Source organism: Paenibacillus kribbensis (assembly GCF_002240415.1).
GTDB lineage: Bacteria > Bacillota > Bacilli > Paenibacillales > Paenibacillaceae > Paenibacillus > Paenibacillus kribbensis.
This window is the reverse complement of the sequence record NZ_CP020028.1, coordinates 3,152,281-3,169,656: the sequence shown is the minus strand read 5'-3', so window position 1 is coordinate 3,169,656 and position 17,376 is coordinate 3,152,281. Positions and strand designations below refer to the sequence as shown.

The 17,376-nt window shown below is 47.4% G+C and carries 15 protein-coding genes; 13 read left to right on the top strand and 2 right to left on the bottom strand.

The genetic code is table 11. The features are described from left to right. Positions 1 to 21: 21 nt before the first annotated feature. The 7 genes from B4V02_RS14000 to B4V02_RS13970 all read left to right on the top strand — a co-directional run bounded on the left by B4V02_RS14000 (position 22) and on the right by B4V02_RS13970 (position 7,332). Entirely contained in the window at positions 22 to 1,677 is a 1,656-nt protein-coding gene (locus B4V02_RS14000; protein ID WP_244188331.1) for an AraC family transcriptional regulator, read from the top strand. A gap of 97 nt (positions 1,678 to 1,774) precedes the next feature. Then, complete coding sequence (locus tag B4V02_RS13995) at positions 1,775 to 2,746, top strand: ABC transporter substrate-binding protein (RefSeq protein ID WP_094155273.1); 972 nt, start codon at positions 1,775 to 1,777, stop codon at positions 2,744 to 2,746. A gap of 109 nt (positions 2,747 to 2,855) precedes the next feature. Further along, complete coding sequence (locus B4V02_RS13990) at positions 2,856 to 3,860, top strand: FecCD family ABC transporter permease (RefSeq protein WP_094155272.1); 1,005 nt, start codon at positions 2,856 to 2,858, stop codon at positions 3,858 to 3,860. Further along, a complete protein-coding gene (locus B4V02_RS13985) occupies positions 3,857 to 4,948 on the top strand; it encodes a FecCD family ABC transporter permease (protein WP_094155271.1) in 1,092 nt (363 codons plus the stop codon). The genes B4V02_RS13990 and B4V02_RS13985 overlap by 4 nt, the downstream gene beginning before the upstream one ends. A 42-nt stretch (positions 4,949 to 4,990) precedes the next feature. Further along, entirely contained in the window at positions 4,991 to 5,806 is an 816-nt protein-coding gene (locus B4V02_RS13980) for an ABC transporter ATP-binding protein (RefSeq protein ID WP_094155270.1), read from the top strand. Then, positions 5,778 to 6,665 (top strand): IucA/IucC family C-terminal-domain containing protein, encoded by an 888-nt coding sequence (locus tag B4V02_RS13975; RefSeq protein WP_094155269.1) that lies wholly within the window; start codon positions 5,778 to 5,780, stop codon positions 6,663 to 6,665. The genes B4V02_RS13980 and B4V02_RS13975 overlap by 29 nt, the downstream gene beginning before the upstream one ends. Positions 6,666 to 6,699: 34 nt before the next feature. Further along, positions 6,700 to 7,332, top strand: a complete 633-nt coding sequence (locus B4V02_RS13970; RefSeq protein ID WP_094155268.1) for an RraA family protein — start codon at positions 6,700 to 6,702, stop codon at positions 7,330 to 7,332. Between the two features lie 199 nt (positions 7,333 to 7,531). Here B4V02_RS13970 and B4V02_RS13965 read toward each other — a convergent pair whose 3' ends face one another. Then, positions 7,532 to 8,092 carry a class I SAM-dependent methyltransferase gene (locus tag B4V02_RS13965; protein WP_244188330.1) on the bottom strand — a complete coding sequence of 187 codons (561 nt, stop codon included), beginning with the start codon at positions 8,090 to 8,092 and terminating at the stop codon, positions 7,532 to 7,534. A 113-nt stretch (positions 8,093 to 8,205) separates the two neighbouring features. Between B4V02_RS13965 and B4V02_RS13960 the strand changes: the two genes are divergently transcribed. From B4V02_RS13960 to B4V02_RS13950, 3 genes are all read left to right on the top strand, one after another. Further along, positions 8,206 to 8,934, top strand: coding sequence for a glycosyltransferase family 2 protein (locus tag B4V02_RS13960; protein ID WP_094155267.1), 729 nt, complete (start codon positions 8,206 to 8,208; stop codon positions 8,932 to 8,934). Between the two features lie 194 nt (positions 8,935 to 9,128). After that, positions 9,129 to 9,482: a hypothetical protein gene (locus B4V02_RS13955; protein ID WP_094155266.1), complete on the top strand. Its 354-nt coding sequence runs from the start codon at positions 9,129 to 9,131 to the stop codon at positions 9,480 to 9,482. 547 nt (positions 9,483 to 10,029) lie between these two features. Next, on the top strand, positions 10,030 to 12,615 hold the full coding sequence (locus B4V02_RS13950; protein WP_244188329.1) for a hypothetical protein: 2,586 nt from the start codon (positions 10,030 to 10,032) through the stop codon (positions 12,613 to 12,615). Positions 12,616 to 12,745: 130 nt separating this feature from the next. On the opposite strand, the gene B4V02_RS13945 is transcribed toward B4V02_RS13950, so the two are convergent. Next, positions 12,746 to 14,275 (bottom strand): glycosyltransferase, encoded by a 1,530-nt coding sequence (locus B4V02_RS13945; RefSeq protein ID WP_094155265.1) that lies wholly within the window; start codon positions 14,273 to 14,275, stop codon positions 12,746 to 12,748. Between the two features lie 229 nt (positions 14,276 to 14,504). Between B4V02_RS13945 and B4V02_RS13940 the strand changes: the two genes are divergently transcribed. Genes B4V02_RS13940 through B4V02_RS13930 form a run of 3 tightly spaced genes read left to right on the top strand, consistent with a single transcriptional unit; the run spans position 14,505 to position 17,185 of the window. Continuing rightward, a complete protein-coding gene (locus B4V02_RS13940; protein ID WP_094155264.1) occupies positions 14,505 to 15,374 on the top strand; it encodes a glycosyltransferase family 2 protein in 870 nt (289 codons plus the stop codon). 33 nt (positions 15,375 to 15,407) lie between these two features. Then, positions 15,408 to 16,547, top strand: coding sequence for a DegT/DnrJ/EryC1/StrS family aminotransferase (locus B4V02_RS13935; protein WP_094155263.1), 1,140 nt, complete (start codon positions 15,408 to 15,410; stop codon positions 16,545 to 16,547). Further along, positions 16,544 to 17,185, top strand: coding sequence for an acetyltransferase (locus tag B4V02_RS13930; protein WP_094155262.1), 642 nt, complete (start codon positions 16,544 to 16,546; stop codon positions 17,183 to 17,185). Before B4V02_RS13935 ends, B4V02_RS13930 begins: the two co-directional genes overlap by 4 nt. Positions 17,186 to 17,376: the final 191 nt, after the last annotated feature.

Here is a 17,376-nt window from a genome sequence, read left to right as displayed (position 1 = left end):
AATGAAAAGAGTTCTCATAACATGGAGAATAATGATCAATATATAGAAAGGCTGGGAGCCATGAATACGCAGGATCAATCTTTTACTTCATTTCTTTATAAACTGCAAGATATTCAGCATGTGTGCTCTGGCCGATCTTTCTCCCGGCAAGAAACGTCTTTTCATACGTTGTTATTATTCAATGAAGGGGAAGGGGATATCGTCATTGATGGAATGACGTATCCTCTTTACCGTCAAAAGGGCTTTATGCTCGCTCCTGGCGCAGTCATGAAGCTCCATCTGTTGTCCGGCGCTCCGGCAGATTATTATGTCATCCGTTTTCTGGCATTACAGCCGTCGGGGGAGCTGGACTGTTACATACCTGCAGAGGCCATCGGACCACAAGAATGGAACATTCCCCACTTCCGTTTTGTGATGGACAGAGTCGAGGAAATCAAGAAGAAGCATCATTGTGATCGTATATGGGACCAAATGAAGGCCAATATTTTATTTCAGGAAATGCTGATGTCATTGTTTCAGCATGTGAGCCGGGATCAGAAGCCGGACGTGCAGCAGGCGGTGACCTTGACGCTCCACTACATGGAGCAGCATTACGCTTCCGATATTACGCGGGACAAGCTGGCAGAGCTGGCAGGAATGAGTGCCGATTATTATTCGCGTATGTTCAAAAAAATGATCGGCAAAAGCCCAATGGAATATTTGACAGACATTCGTATGAATCACGCGAAGCAAGCGCTGGTGCTCACTCGTGATTCTTTTCGCACAATTGCTCACGGTGTCGGCTTTAGCGATGAGTTCTATTTTAGCCGTAAATTTAAAGCCGCCACTGGACGCTCCCCCTCAGCCTACGTCAATACGATTCGATATACGGATAAAATCGCTTCGCTCAAGCATCTGTTAACCGGACATTTGATTGCACTGGGCATAGAGCCATATGCGGCGGTGATTAACAAGGCTTACCCTGTCACCGAAGGCTTTTGCAACACGATATCAGTAGGTGAGGTTCAGCCCGATCTGGAAAGGCTGATGTCGGCCCGGCCTGAGCTGATTTTAACCTGTGAATTCAGGGATTTTGAGAAATCAAAAAAGGAAAAAATGTACGAGCAGATTGCGCCCACCGTCACCGTACCCTTTTTCCAAAGCTGGCGTACTCATTTTCAGTCGATAGCCCGCATTGTCGGCAAGGATGCAGAAGCGGTTGAATGGTTGGAGCGCTATGAAACGAAAGCAGAACGGATTTCCCGAAAGGTCAGGCAAAAGCTCGGAGGGGAGAGCGTGCTGATCGTTGGGGTTGGGAACCAGAAAATGTGTGTGTATGGACAGCGGAATGTGGGATCGGTTTTGTATGGAGACTTGAAGCTGGCGATGCCTGCGGGGGTCGAGAATATCGCCCATTACCGGGAGGTAACGGTGAGTGAGCTGAATGAATTTGATGCAGACCGCATTCTGCTGACTTGTTATCGCCATTATGGCAACGCCTGTGAAGAACAAGCAATTCAGCAGGAGTGTCTGGCACTGTGGCGTTCCCCCGAATGGCAGCAGCTAAAGGCGGTACGGAATGGGGCCGTACACCATATGTGTGATAGCAGACACCTGTATACATGCTATACTTCGTTGTCTCACGATCTATTATTGGACAAATCGTTAGAGCTGCTGTTGTCTGATTCGTCCAAATAAAGAACGTTAACGTCCATGGTCATACTAAGACCCCTCTTTATAATTAATGATGAGAATGAATATCATTATTGGCGATCTAAATAGGGGGAATAGAGAAATGTTCCGAGCATCAAGCAAAGGGAGTATATGGGTTGCACTCATGGTTGTATTGCTGCTTTTATCAGGCTGCGGTGCTGGAGGTGCGGGTACGAATGCCGGTGGAGCGCCAGAAGCTTCCTCAACCGACTCCGTACGCACCATCGAGCATGTCTTGGGTAAAACCGAAATTAAGGGTACACCCAAGCGGGTCGTAACGCTGTATAACGGAGCCAACGATGTTATGATCGCCTATGGTATAAAGCCTGTGGGGATTGTGGAGGCGAGTGGAACCGAGCCGGTGTATGATTATTTGAAAAAGGATCTCGAAGGGATTCCGACAGTTGGTCTGGAGACACAGCCGAATATGGAGGAAATCTATAAACTGAAGCCGGATGTCATCATTGCAACCAAATTCCGTAACGAAGCGACGTACCAGCAATTGTCGGAAATCGCACCTACGGTTGCCGTCGATCAGCTATATGAGTGGAAAGATACGGTGAAGCTGATCGGGCAAGTGTTGAATCAGGAGGACAAGGGGGCACAATTGCTGGCAGATTGGGATCAGCGTGTAGCGGACTTTAAAAAGAAAATGGGTGATCGCCTGCCGATCAAGGCTTCCATCGTTAATTTCCGGGCAGACCATGCGCGTATTTATTATATGGGCTTCGCAGGACAGATCCTGAAGGAGCTGGGCTTCACCCGTCCTCCTGAGCAAGAAGCGGACAAATGGGGAATCAAAGTCAACAGCAAGGAAAGCATACCAGACATGAATGCAGATACGTTGTTCGTATTTAACTCGGGTAAGGATCAGGCTGCTATTGAAAAAAATTATGAGGCTTGGACAAGCCATCCTTTGTGGAAAAACCTTGATGCATACAAGAAAAAGAGCATTTTTAAGGTTAATGAAGTGAATTGGAATCTGGCCGGTGGCTATTTGAGCGCAAATCTGATGCTGGATGATCTTTATCAATTGTATGATCTGAAATTATAAATAACTATCATAAAGCAAGACGGAAATACAGCAGAGGGGTGAGGGGTCTAGATCTCTCATCCTTCTTTTGTGTTGTACATTGCTGCTGAAAGAGTGAGGATATGCAACGATGCTAACGACGATTGTAAGAAAATGGACTGGACTTGGTGTATGTCTGATCCTGCTCGCGGGTGCCTTGTTCCTTGGCCTGCTGCTGGGCAGAACGCTGATTCCACCGCAATTGATGATATCTTCTCTACTGTATTATGATGCTCAAAATGTAGAGCATGTGCTGATACATACCGAACGTTTGCCGCGCATAATCATTGCTGCTGTTGTAGGCGCGGGCTTGGCGATGGCAGGAGCCTTTATGCAGGCGCTTACTCGCAACCCGTTGGCTTCGCCGAGCACGTTCGGTATCAATGCGGGTGCTTTATTCTTCGTTTCTATCGCTGCGGTCGTGTTTTCGGTCCAGTCCATGATGTCTCTGATGGGCTTTGCCTTGATCGGCGCAGGACTGGCGGCTGTGCTGGTATATGTCATCGGTTCATTAGGTCGGGATGGTTTGACACCGATCAAGATTGTATTGTCCGGCTCTGCCATTCACGCCTTGTTTATGTCGATGATCCAGATTATTTTGGTGATGAATGAAACGGGGATGCAAAATGTGTTGTTCTGGATGGCTGGCTCTGTCAGCGGACGTTCGCTGGAGATGCTGCAGCCTCTATTTCCTTTTATGCTGGTGGCGGGGATCTCGGCGATGTTGATGGGTAGAGCGGTGAATCTGCTTGTGACCGGGGAAGATGTAGCGAAGGGCCTGGGGCAAAATACGTTATGGGTAAAATGCGCCATGGGACTCATTATTGTGGTGCTGGCTGGATGCTCTGTTGCGATTGCGGGGGCGATTGGCTTCGTCGGTCTGATCATTCCGCATGTGGCGCGGGCTTTGGTTGGTGCGGATTATCGCTGGATTACCCCTTTTTCGGCGGTATTGGGTGCTTTGTTATTGGTGTCGGCCGATACTGCTGCCAGAGTGCTGATTTCACCGCAGGAAATTCCGATTGGTGTGATTACGGCTTTGATCGGGGTTCCCTTTTTCATCTACATTGCCCGTAAAGGAGGGGCGTGGAAATGAAGCGTATGAAAGTGAACCATGGTGCCAGCACAGGCAGGTTGAACAAGAGGCGTTATGTAACGCTGCGGAGCAGGAACGGCCAATTTCATATCCAGTTGGAAAAGAAAGTGTTATGGATGATGGGTGGTTTGGCCCTGGCGCTTCTGATCATAGGTGTGATCAGTGTGGGCTGGGGGGATACGTATGTACGTCCTTGGGAAGTGCTTCGAGCGATATGGGGACGCAGTTCAGACGAATATGACTTTATTTTGTACAGACTGCGGTTCCCGCGAGCGGTTACGGGAGTGCTGGTTGGCGCGGCTTTGGGCATCGCGGGAGCGGTGCTTCAGGGCATTATTCGCAATCCGCTGGCATCTCCGGATATCCTGGGCATTACAGGCGGGGCATCTGCTGCTGCAGTGACGTTCATTGCTTATGGAGGAGCTGTTTTGAGCTTCCAATGGCTGCCTGTGGCGGCTGTAGCTGGCGCACTGATCGTATCGCTGCTAGTGTACGTGCTGGCCTGGAAGGACGGCGTAACACCCATCCGACTGGTGCTGGTGGGGATTGGTTTGGCTTCTGCCATGAGTTCGGTTACGACGCTGATGTTGGTTATGAGCTCGTCCTTTACAGCCGGCAAGGCTTATATCTGGCTGACGGGCAGCGTGTATGGAGCGTCGTGGAGCAACGTATATACGATGTTGATCGCTATTGGAGTCTGTACACCTCTGGTTCTCTATTTTGCACGCAGTCTCAACACACAGGAGCTGGGGGATGATGTAGCCACCGGGCTGGGCGTAGAGGTGCAGCGGCATCGTGTGATTCTGCTGCTGCTCAGTGTAATTCTCGCCGGAACTGCGGTAGCAGTCGCGGGAGCGATTGGCTTTGTCGGATTAATTGCGCCACATATTGCACGTCGATTGGTAGGCCGCTCTATGGGCGGACTGACGCTGGTGTCAGCACTGGTAGGGGGATTGCTGGTGTATCTCGCTGATTTGCTGGCCCGCACGGCCTTTTATCCTATTGATGTTCCCGCAGGTATTTTTACAGCTGGCGTAGGGGCGCCGTTTTTTCTGTATTTGCTGCTTCAGCGACGGAATCGGCATTAAGGACTGAAATAGAATGACTTCACGATATGGGAGGGAAGCTGCATGGGTTTAGAGATGAAGGACCTGATGATTAACTATGGGACAGATCCGGTTATTCAAGAGCTGGACCTGCAAATCCCGGAGGGAAAGATTACGGTGCTAGTAGGCAGTAATGGCTGTGGAAAATCGACGATTTTACGTGCCATGGCGCGGCTGTTAAAGCCTGCAGCAGGAGCGGTGCTGCTGGATGGGCAGGCGATTGCTGAGCTCCCCTCCAAGCAAATTGCCAAAAGGCTGTCCATTTTGCCGCAGGGACCCTCGGCCCCGGAAGGGCTAACGGTATATCAGTTGGTCAAGCAGGGCAGATATCCGCATCAGAGCTGGCTCAAACAGTGGTCGGTAGAGGATGAGGAGCAGGTGCAAAACGCGCTGCGGGCAACACAATTGGAGGCCTTCGCGGACCGTCCGGTGGATTCTTTATCCGGTGGACAGCGTCAGCGTGCATGGATTTCCATGACTTTGGCGCAGGGGACGGACATGATTTTATTGGATGAACCGACGACTTATTTGGACATGACACATCAAATTGAGATTCTGGACCTGCTGTTTGATCTGAATGAACGCGAAGGACGGACCATTGTTATGGTGCTGCATGATCTGAATTTGGCCTGCCGTTATGCGCACCATATGGTTGCAGTACATGACAAGCGTATTTATGCGCAGGGAAAGCCGGAAGAAATCATGACCTCAGAGACGGTGGAGACTGTATTCCAACTGCGCTGTCAAGTCATTCCTGATCCGTTGTACGGGACTCCGATGTTTATTCCGCATGGAAAGGGGAGGAAGATAGATGCCGTACGGCAAAACGTCTTCGTTTGAGCCTGCGGAATGGTCGTATCTCACGGAAAAACTGCGAATCAGCAGCGATGCACAAGCACCCACTGGCCGATACGATCTACCCGCTGAAGATCTGCTCGATGCATCTGCATGTACCATCTATCTGGATCTCCTGTCAGAACTGCATGATTTTTCTTCACGTAAGGTGACGGCCTCTGCCTTGGCGAAACGATACGGTTTTTTGATCGTATCCCCGGCTCTGTATGCGATGTCTGTATATAACAAGATGCTGGGAGTCGGGATTGCCGATTGTGCGATTCGTTCTGATTTTGTCAAGGATACGTGGCTTCCAAGGCTGCATTTGAACAGACTGCGGGTTAGTGAATATAACAAACATACGGAATATGGCGGTGAAACGGAAGATGGGGACAGGGATAACGGTGATACAGCCCAGCATCAGTATCAGCGTCATGCTTGGCGTGATTACGTCATCAGGCAGGTATTTGCAGAGCATTTGGCCCCGATATGGCGCACGGTTTCTGCTGTTGCCTCCATTCCGAGAACGGTATTATGGGAAAACACCGCCATCTATGTCTATGCGCTGTATGAGAAGCGCATCTGGCAGGAGCTGAATGGCGGGGATCGGCTGCGGATAGAAGAGGATTTTAAATACTTGATCTATGAAGCACCGGCTCATTTGTTTGGTGAACGACACAACCCGCTGGCTCGGTATGCAGACTCTGCTCGTACACAGCGTACCCCGATGATCTCTGTATCCACCGCATCTATGGACACGGTGCAAGCAGTACGTGTGCGCAAAACCTGCTGTTATTTTTATCAGATGAAGGACAAGGGCGGCGGCTATTGCCCTACCTGTCCCAAAATACATGGTACGAGCTAAGTAGGAACTATGATCCCAAAAGGAGCTGACTTGCATGTTTCGGATTCAACCTCGTGTCGAGGGTGTAACGAAGGAGCTACTGGAGCTTTATCAGCATATTAGTGCTTCCACGATAGGGCATTTTACGGATTTTGGATGTATGCAGGGAGCGCAGCCATTGTTCCGTCCTATTCGTTTGTTGGGGAATGCGGTTACGGTGAGGCTTCCCCATCTGGATTCCACCGCGATCCGTCATGCACTGGAATTGGCACAAGCGGGTGATGTGCTTGTCGTCGATATGTCTGGTGACGATGCCAGAGCCTGCTGGGGGGAATTCAGAGCCTATGTAGCGCTGAAAAAACAGCTGGCGGGGGTGATTGTTTCCGGCTGTGTCACGGATGTTAGCGTGCTGAACCAACTGCAATTTCCCGTCTTTTCAAAAGGGATTAGCGCCTTGACTACACGCACACTGGAACTGGAAGGGGAGGTGAATATGCCGATAAGTCTGTTTGGGGTCAGCGTACATCCGGGTGATCTTATTTTGGGTGATGATGACGGAGTATTTGTGATGAAGCCGGAGGCAGCATGGGAACTGGGGGTAAAAGCAGTGGAAAAACAGCGCAAGGAGGAGCTTACCCGCCAGCAGTACGGATACGATCAGCTTTTGAACGCACGGCTTAACAGGTAAACATCCTACCCTTGCTGTGTTCATGTAAAGACACATAATATTCACGTAAAAGCTACCATTCACATAAAGGCATACCATTCACGACTTGGTGCCGACCGCAAGCATATGCGGGCTCATACCGATGATGGACTCCTGCTCTTCCACCTGCCGTGCAATAGCCGACAAACGTCTGCGATGGTCTGGGACCATCCACTTTTCTTTAAAACCGGGAGCAATCCAGACAGGTCCCTCTACTCCGAAAATACGAGGCTCCTGCAATCCAGCCGCTTGCCAGTCGGCTCGCAAGGCAGCAGGTGTATGAAAGTAGGAGCGAGCGATAAAAGAGGGATACGTTGGAAGGGAGTACATGCTGGCCATTCGTCAGCTCTTGTCTAACCATGTCCATGAACACGTCTTCTTCGACAATGGTATTGTGGTCGCCGTATACAGATAATCCCCGAAACAACGAGCCAAACCTGGATATAGCTGAAGTGATCAGCGTCCCACCCTTTTTTAAGACACGTGCCGCTTCTTGCAGTGCTTTTATTCGTTCATGCTGCTCCGTTAAATGATATAAAGGACCCATTAATAGAACGATATCTGCACTTTCATCTTCACGGTTCACATTTCTAGCATCTGCGGTTTCGAGCTTGCTGATTACGGGTTTGCTCCGTTGTTGCTGACGAGCGAATTCAATGGCTTGGGGGGATAGATCAAACAAATCTATTTCCGCGCCACCATCGTAATAAGCGAGAATTTCTTGCTCATCTTTTTCAAACATAGTACACCTCACCTAAAAGTTCGTCATCCACGACTTGAACCCTACAAATATAAGTTGCATATATTATCAAGCAAGTTGGTCCATAAGCTTTGAGTTTGAAAGGGGAAGAGCACGTGATAATACATGTATATGCTTTATGCTGGAATGAAGAAAAGATGCTCCCGTTTTTTTTCAAGCACTATGATAATATAGCGGATAAATACTATATTTTCGATAATGGCTCAACTGATAATTCTGTATCTATGTTAAGGGAAAATCCCAAAGTTGTTATAGATAGATTCGAAATAGAAGGTAATTCTCTCGTGAAATCAGCACAAGATAAATTCAATCAATTTTGGAAAGGAAGCAGAGGAAAGGCAGACTGGGTTATTGTCTGTGACGCAGATGAACATTTCTATCACCCTAACCTTAGAACATATCTGCAAGAATGCACCTCTAAAGGAATAACATTGATTGTCCCTGATGGTTATGAGATGGTTTCCGATTTTTTCCCGAGTAGCGATCAACCATTACATGAGACGGTAAGGAATGGTGTAAGAAGTCAAACGTACGATAAGCCTCAAATCTTTAATCCAAACGCGATTCAAGAAATAAATTTCAGTCCTGGCAGGCATACTGCTTCACCTACAGGGGACGTTGTAAAGCCATCCAATAATGATGTTTTATTGCTACATTATAAATACTTAGGTTTTGACTATATAAATTCACGTTTCCCGGCTTTAAAACAAGGGCTGCGAGAAGGGGACAAAGCAAATAGATGGGGATTTCATTATTTATGGGATGAAAAACAAAGGTTGGAACAATTCGAGGAATTAAAAAATAAATCTATCAGAGTGTTGTAGATCTACAAGGATAAGGGCACCTTTTTTCTCAGGGGGCCTTTATCCTTTTTATTTTTAATAGGCAAACAAACAATCATATGCAACAAATTATTAATATGATACATGGAGCTACATAATCCCTATTCTGTTCTATATATAGTATTTTTATATAATATGGATTTGTAGTTGATAAATGGGAAAGGGGGATCAACTTAATGGCAGTATTATCAACTGGACCTATTGAGAATAGTCCTGTTAGTGGGATCAGGCCTATTCAGCAGGTTACCGTTAAAATAATTAACCGCGATTTAGTCAATTCTTCGATTGTTTTAATTCAGGGATACTTTTTAAATGGTATACGAACATTGTATGTACTAGAACAAATGGCTTTAGCCCCCAATACAGTTACTACGAAAAATTATCTAGCAGACTTCGACGCATATGAATTCGTTTTTACCACAAGCGGTTTAGCAGAAGAAAGTACTGATATTTCAGTTTGGGGAAAAAACGGGAATGGTGAAATCATTGATGTTCAGCGTGTTGTTGCGGATGAGCAGCTAAATTCTTAAAACTCAGCATATGTATAGAGATAGAACCACAATCGCAGTAAATGGATGAAACATAAAATAGAGGGAACGGGATCTTGAGAAAGATCTTTTGTTCACAAAAAAAGCTTATTTTTACTAGAGAGGAGGGAGTACCTAATGGCAGTATTATCAACTGGACCCATTGCAAATGATCCTGTTCTAGGAGTCAGACCCACCCAACTGGTCACAATAAAAATAGATAATCGAGATTCTGTCAATTCTTCTATTGTATTGATAGAGGGTTTTATTTTAAACGGCAGCAGAACATTATATGTACAACAACTAGTGGCAGTGGGACCCAATGTGGTTTTAACTAGGAATTTCTTTGCAGGTTTCGACGCATTTGAATTCGTTTTTACCACAAGCGGGCCAGCAGAGAATGAAACTCAAATTTCTGTTTGGGGTAAAGATACATTGGGGCAATTAGTACCTGCCCATCGGTTAGTATCTGATGAACTTTTAGGAACTGATCAAGGCGTCCAAGGACCTCAGGGAGTTCAAGGACCTCAGGGAGTTCAAGGACCTCAGGGTGTTCAAGGCCCTCAGGGAGTTCAAGGCCCTCAGGGAGTTCAAGGCCCTCAGGGAGTTCAAGGACCTCAGGGAGTTCAGGGAGTTCAAGGCCCACAAGGAGACCAAGGACCTCAGGGTGTTCAAGGCCCACAAGGAGACCAAGGACCTCAAGGAGTTCAAGGAACCCAAGGCGACCAAGGACCTCAAGGCGTTCAGGGACCACAAGGAGACCAAGGACCTCAGGGTGTTCAAGGCCCACAAGGAGACCAAGGACCTCAGGGTGTTCAAGGCCCACAAGGAGACCAAGGACCTCAGGGTGTTCAAGGCCCACAAGGAGACCAAGGACCTCAAGGAGTTCAAGGCCCACAAGGAGACCAAGGACCTCAGGGTGTTCAAGGCCCACAAGGAGACCAAGGACCTCAAGGAGTTCAAGGAACCCAAGGCGACCAAGGACCTCAAGGAGTTCAAGGCCCGCAAGGTGACCAAGGACCACAAGGCGACCAAGGACCTCAAGGAGTTCAAGGAACCCAAGGCGACCAAGGACCTCAAGGAGTTCAAGGCCCGCAAGGTGACCAAGGACCACAAGGCGACCAAGGACCTCAAGGAGTTCAAGGACCACAAGGCGACCAAGGACCACAAGGAGTTCAAGGCGTTCAAGGCGACCAAGGACCTCAAGGAGTTCAAGGACCACAAGGCGACCAAGGACCACAAGGAGTTCAAGGCGTTCAAGGCGACCAAGGACCTCAGGGAGTTCAAGGCCCACAAGGAGACCAAGGACCTCAGGGTGTTCAAGGCCCACAAGGAGACCAAGGACCTCAAGGAGTTCAAGGCCCACAAGGAGACCAAGGACCTCAGGGTGTTCAAGGCCCACAAGGAGACCAAGGACCTCAAGGAGTTCAAGGCCCACAAGGCGACCAAGGACCTCAAGGAGTTCAAGGCCCACAAGGCGACCAAGGACCTCAGGGAGTTCAAGGCCCGCAAGGAGACCAAGGACCTCAAGGAGTTCAAGGCCCACAAGGCGACCAAGGACCTCAAGGAGTTCAAGGCCCACAAGGCGACCAAGGACCTCAAGGAGTTCAAGGCCCACAAGGCGACCAAGGACCTCAGGGAGTTCAAGGCCCGCAAGGTGACCAAGGACCTCAAGGAGTTCAAGGCCCACAAGGAGACCAAGGACCTCAAGGAGTTCAAGGCCCGCAAGGAGACCAAGGACCTCAAGGAGTTCAAGGACCACAAGGCGACCAAGGACCTCAGGGTGTTCAAGGCCCACAAGGAGACCAAGGACCACAAGGCGTTCAAGGCCCACAAGGCGACCAAGGACCTCAGGGAGTTCAAGGCCCACAAGGCGACCAAGGACCTCAAGGAGTTCAAGGCCCGCAAGGCGACCAAGGACCTCAAGGAGTTCAAGGCCCACAAGGCGACCAAGGACCTCAGGGAGTTCAAGGCCCACAAGGAGACCAAGGACCACAAGGCGTTCAAGGCCCACAAGGCGACCAAGGACCTCAGGGAGTTCAAGGCCCACAAGGCGACCAAGGACCTCAAGGAGTTCAAGGCCCGCAAGGCGACCAAGGACCTCAAGGAGTTCAAGGCCCACAAGGCGACCAAGGACCTCAGGGAGTTCAAGGCCCGCAAGGTGACCAAGGACCTCAAGGAGTTCAAGGCCCACAAGGAGACCAAGGACCTCAAGGAGTTCAAGGCCCGCAAGGAGACCAAGGACCTCAAGGAGTTCAAGGACCACAAGGCGACCAAGGACCTCAGGGTGTTCAAGGCCCACAAGGAGACCAAGGACCACAAGGCGTTCAAGGCCCACAAGGCGACCAAGGACCTCAGGGAGTTCAAGGCCCACAAGGAGACCAAGGACCTCAAGGAGTTCAAGGCCCGCAAGGCGACCAAGGACCTCAAGGTGTTCAAGGACCGCAAGGAGACCAAGGACCTCAAGGAGTTCAAGGACCGCAAGGAGACCAAGGACCTCAAGGAGTTCAAGGCCCGCAAGGCGACCAAGGACCTCAGGGTGTTCAAGGACCACAAGGAGACCAAGGACCTCAAGGAGTTCAAGGCCCGCAAGGCGACCAAGGACCTCAAGGAGTTCAAGGACCGCAAGGAGACCAAGGACCTCAAGGAGTTCAAGGAACCCAAGGCGACCAAGGACCTCAGGGCGTTCAAGGCGTACAAGGCGACCAAGGACCTCAAGGAGTTCAAGGACCGCAAGGTGACCAAGGACCTCAAGGCGTTCAAGGACCGCAAGGTGACCAAGGACCTCAGGGCGTTCAAGGCGTACAAGGCGACCAAGGACCTCAAGGAGTTCAAGGACCGCAAGGAGACCAAGGACCTCAAGGCGTTCAAGGCCCACAAGGAGACCAAGGACCTCAAGGCGTTCAAGGACCGCAAGGAGACCAAGGACCTCAAGGTGTTCAAGGACCGCAAGGAGACCAAGGACCTCAGGGAGTTCAAGGCCCACAAGGAGACCAAGGACCTCAGGGAGTTCAAGGCCCACAAGGTGACCAAGGACCTCAAGGCCCATAAGGTGGCCAAGGAACAGTTTAAGGTCAAGGTATATTTAGAGGACTCAAAAGTTATTTATAACTTTTGGGTCCTTTTTTTGTCTTAAGTTCATGTTTGCAGATCTGGTGTAACGAAAAAACCTTTATCGAAGTCTCATGGAAATAATTCAGAGAGACTTCGACAAAAGTATTGGAAAATAACTGTTGGCTAATGTTTTAATCAGCCTTGCCTGAGATTTAGGGCAACACAACCACTTTCTCTTTGCAGGACGCAATAAATTTTGCATATTGAATACAAGTTTCTAATGAATCATTTGGCTCCATTGGCCACCATCGTATGGCTCCCCTGGGAGCTTTGGAGGCATAGGTTTCGATTTCTGATGGAATTCGACCTACAACCACAATTTCGATCTCCCTAAAGTTGTTTTCAATGCCCTTTTGGAGCGTCTTAATTAATTGCGTATGCTCTATTTCAGGGCAGGAATGGGGGATAGGGAATAATATCGAGAATCTTGAGGTATCTTCTTGAATAACGTGAGCAGATTTCCGGGCAGGATCGTTCGTAGAAGTCTCCCAAATACGACGATAAGGCAATAGCTCTGGTAATTCGAGCTCTTTCAATCTCATTTGAATTCTTTGGAAATAGCATCTATATAGTTCCCCTACAAGAACCTGAATCTGCTTATTTCTGAGGAATGTAGTGTTATTTCCATGTTCGTTACGATATTGGATATATATCAAATCAGGGACGTTTACTATTTTGGTACAAAGAAACGTCCGAACCAGCATATCGTAATCATCTGCTACCAGTAGTTCATTGCGATGGCCTCCAATCAGATGATAACAGTCTCTCGTCCACGCACGGGGATGATTGGGTAAACCGACCAAATGACAAATGGTTTTGCCATTAATAGTCGTATGTTTTTGTACATTTTGCCATCTGTTCATTTCATGCAGCCAGACTCGATAATGAACACTGTAACCAAAGCCACAATCCCAGCCATACCAATGCGCATGATTGCTCCCTGCATACACCTCAGCACAATCTCCATAAACAAAGCCACAGTCAGGGTTTTGTTGAAATGCTTTGACGATTTTCTCCAGGCAGTCAGGAGTTAGCTCATCATCATGATCGACTTCTACTAAAATTTCCCCTGTACATAGACCTGCTGCAAACCTTTTGATGGCCCCTATATAGCCATTACGTGAATCCTGGCGATATCTCCGCACACGGTGATCCTCTAAAGGGAGTAAATGCTCCTTGTATGTCTCATCTTCATCACCGGAATCATCCACGATTACCCATTCCCAGTTCTTGTAGGTCTGCTTCAATAAAGATTGATAAGGTCGTTGAATTTTTTCTTTTGATCTGTAGCTGGCAGTAAAGACGGATATTAAAGGTGTGTTTGAAGAAAAATGTGTTGGAGGAATCGTTCTATTCTCCGGAAGGGGATCTGTTGCCTTGAGCCAGCAGAAAAATAAATGCATAGGTTGAATTTCGTCTGGTGATTGGAAGTGCAACCAGCGTTTTTTTTCGTGACCAGGCAACGCTTTTAGTGCTGAAAATTCTCCCCACTCTTCTCCGAGCGAGATGTAAACCCGAGGCTTTTGGAGGCTAATGTCTATAAGTGGTTGATCAGCCTCATACCGTTTTATTGTAATGTGATTTTCTTCCAATCTATCTATCAATTCTTTAACATCATCCTTTAAAACCTTCTTCGATACAAATAAATGAGTTGTCAGCAGCGGAGTGAAATTCAATGACATGATCATTCCCCTTTACCAATTTCGAACACCAACGAGAGGGAGGTGCCGATTCAGACGCATTTTATTAAAACATCCATTTTCCTGGCATCATTTTATTTCCCAGTAGTATATATGTATGTGTATGTATTCGGGGATGTGAGGAACAGGTCAGCCCATATGAAACCAACAGAGTAAATCGGCTGAAACCTCCGGCGTAGACACCTAAGCATAAAAGAAAGGTGGAGTAAGTGTGGAATGCCCATTAGTAAGTGTAGTTATACCTGCATATAACCGCCCGCATACACTAAAAATCGCCATCGACAGTGTATTGGAACAAACTTACCCGAATATCGAAATCATTATCTGTGATGACAGTACAACAAATGAAGTACAAGAAATGCTTGAAGATTCTTATTTAGATTCTTTTCCCAAAATTAAATATTATAAAAATGATAAAAATCTTTTCCTCGGAAATTGGCATAAATGTTTTGATTTGGCGTCAGGTGAATATATCAATTACTTGATGGATGATGACATATTTCATAAAGAAAAAATAGCAAGGATGATCTATTTCTTTGAAAATTTTGAAAATATCACGCTGGTTACCTCGTATCGGCAAACCATTGATGAATCAGGGGCTATTCTCCCACCGCTCTATGCAACGGAAAGGCTGTACGAGGAAACAAGGATCATGGACGGAAAAATGCTGGCAAACGTTGCCTTAACTCATTGTTTAAATGTGATTGGTGAGCCTACGACAGTGTTTTTCAAAAAAACAGATCTTATCGAACGGTTTGGGGTTTATAAAGGAAAACAGTATTCTCTTCTTAATGATTTAGCGTCTTGGTTGAACTTACTATCCAAAGGAAAAGCAGTTTATATTCCTGAAGCACTAAGCTATTTCCGAATACATCCCAACCAAAATAATCAGACGCTTGGTCAAAATGCATTCACGGAATGGTTAGATATTATGATTGCCTCAAGAGATGATGGGTTTCTTGATACTGACGATTTGTTTAGAACTGCACTTCATTCTTATCATGAACGTATAAAGGGTCGTCCACAATTTGCTGTAGATATCAAGCGAATTGAAATGATATTGAAAACATTGGAATCCTAGCTTGCTCATCCCATATGCGAAGGAGGCTGGCTCATGTTCGACATTCCCTTTTTACGACCTAATTTAGTAAAAAAGGAACGATTTAGTTCCAATTTTGAGAAAATAGAAGAGACGCGGATTTACTCCAATTATGGTCCCTTAAATAACCTGTTTGAAGAGCGGGTCATTGCGCAAATGTTTGATGGAATCGGTTCGGCTGTGACCGTTCATAACGCTACCGTTGGCTTGATTTTGGCGATTTCTCAAAGCAAGCGACCACAGGGCAAATATGCTGTTATGCCTAGCTTTACTTTTGCTGCCACCCCACTTGCTGCTGAGTGGTGTGGGCTAGAACCCTACTTCCTTGACATTGAACCGGAGAATTGGCAAATGAATAGGGAGCAGTTAGAGCAGGCAGTCAAGCAACTGGGCGATGAGATTGCGGTAATCGTTCCTTATGCCACTTTCGGTACAGCTATTGATTTATCCATATACAATAAGCTGCAGGAGCAGGGAATTCCGGTAGTCATTGATGCGGCTGCCAGCTTTGGAACGATAACTCCCGAGGAAGCCACCCATTTTGGCAAAGACTTTGGAGGAGCCGTCGTATTCAGCTTTCATGCCACCAAATCTTTTGGTATTGGAGAGGGTGGATTAGTATACAGTTTGGACCAGGATCTCATTAAGCGAATTCGTCAGGCGGGGAATTTCGGTTTCTCTAGCAGCAGGGAGTCTGTCACCCAAGGTCTTAACAGTAAGATATCCGAGTATACCGCTGCTATCGCTTTAGCCACTCTCGATCATTTCAAGGCTGTACGTGAGAATAGAAGGACGATCTACGAATATTATCTTCAAGAACTGCTCCAAGCAGACTTATTAGAACGAGGGTGGTCTTTACAAAAAGTGCAAGGATCAGTTGTTCATCAATTTATCCCTATTCTTAGTCCAGATGCCCACACAAATCAAGAAGTCGTAAAGTTATTAGCCTCTAATTCAATAGAAGCCAGAACCTATTTTTCTCCGGCGTGCCATCAGCAGAAGCAATTCCAAAGCTATACCCGGTCTACTCTTCATGTTACCGAACACATTACCAAACATATTGTCAGCCTGCCCTTGTGGGAGGAGCTGGACCAGATTATTGTTCGAAGAATTGTGAACGTTCTCGGAAGCCTGGAAAAAGAGACAACCGGATGAGGAAAATCGTGATTTGGGGATCGGGCGGACATGCAAGGGAAATCAACTGGTTATGTGAAGAGCTGGGAGTTCAAGTGACAGGTTTTTTAGACGAACGGCCTGAGACGAAAGGGCAGATCGTAAATGGCGTTCCTGTGCTGGGAACATTGGCTGACATTGAAGCGTTAAAATATGAGGTAGAGCTAATATGTGCCGGGGTGGGGGACCCGGCATTAAAGAAGCGATTTGCTCATCATACAATTCAATCGGGATTTCGTATCGCAGCCCCGCTAATACATCCACGTGTTCGTTTGTCTCGAAGAAACACCATTGGAGAGGGAAGCATGATCTTTGAGGGGGCTGTCCTGTCGGACAATATTAAGATCGGACAGCATGTAATTATCAATCGGAGTGTTAACGTGAGTCATGATGCGGTTATTGGCGATTATGCAACTATAGCCCCCGGTGTGAATCTGGCAGGCAATGTAACCATAGATGAGGGGGCCTATATAGGCATTGGTGCCTCGGTACGGGAGAAGCGCCGCATCGGTTGTTGGTCTATGATCGGTGGTGGAGCCTTTGTTAAAGAGGATATACCCGAATTTACCATGGCTGCAGGTGTACCAGCAGTCGTTAAAAAACGACTTGATATGCCCTGAGCCTCCTTGCTTCGAAACAAAGCGTAATCAATTCGTAGCAATATGCTTGGCAAAGAAGTGATTTACCTGCCCAAAGGCTGTACTGGAAAAGGTTCTTATGACCTGACCCGGCACGGCCTTATTATATTTTAAGCTAATATACTTGTTTTGCAGTTAGTAAAAATTAAATTTATTTTTGATTATTTTTGTAT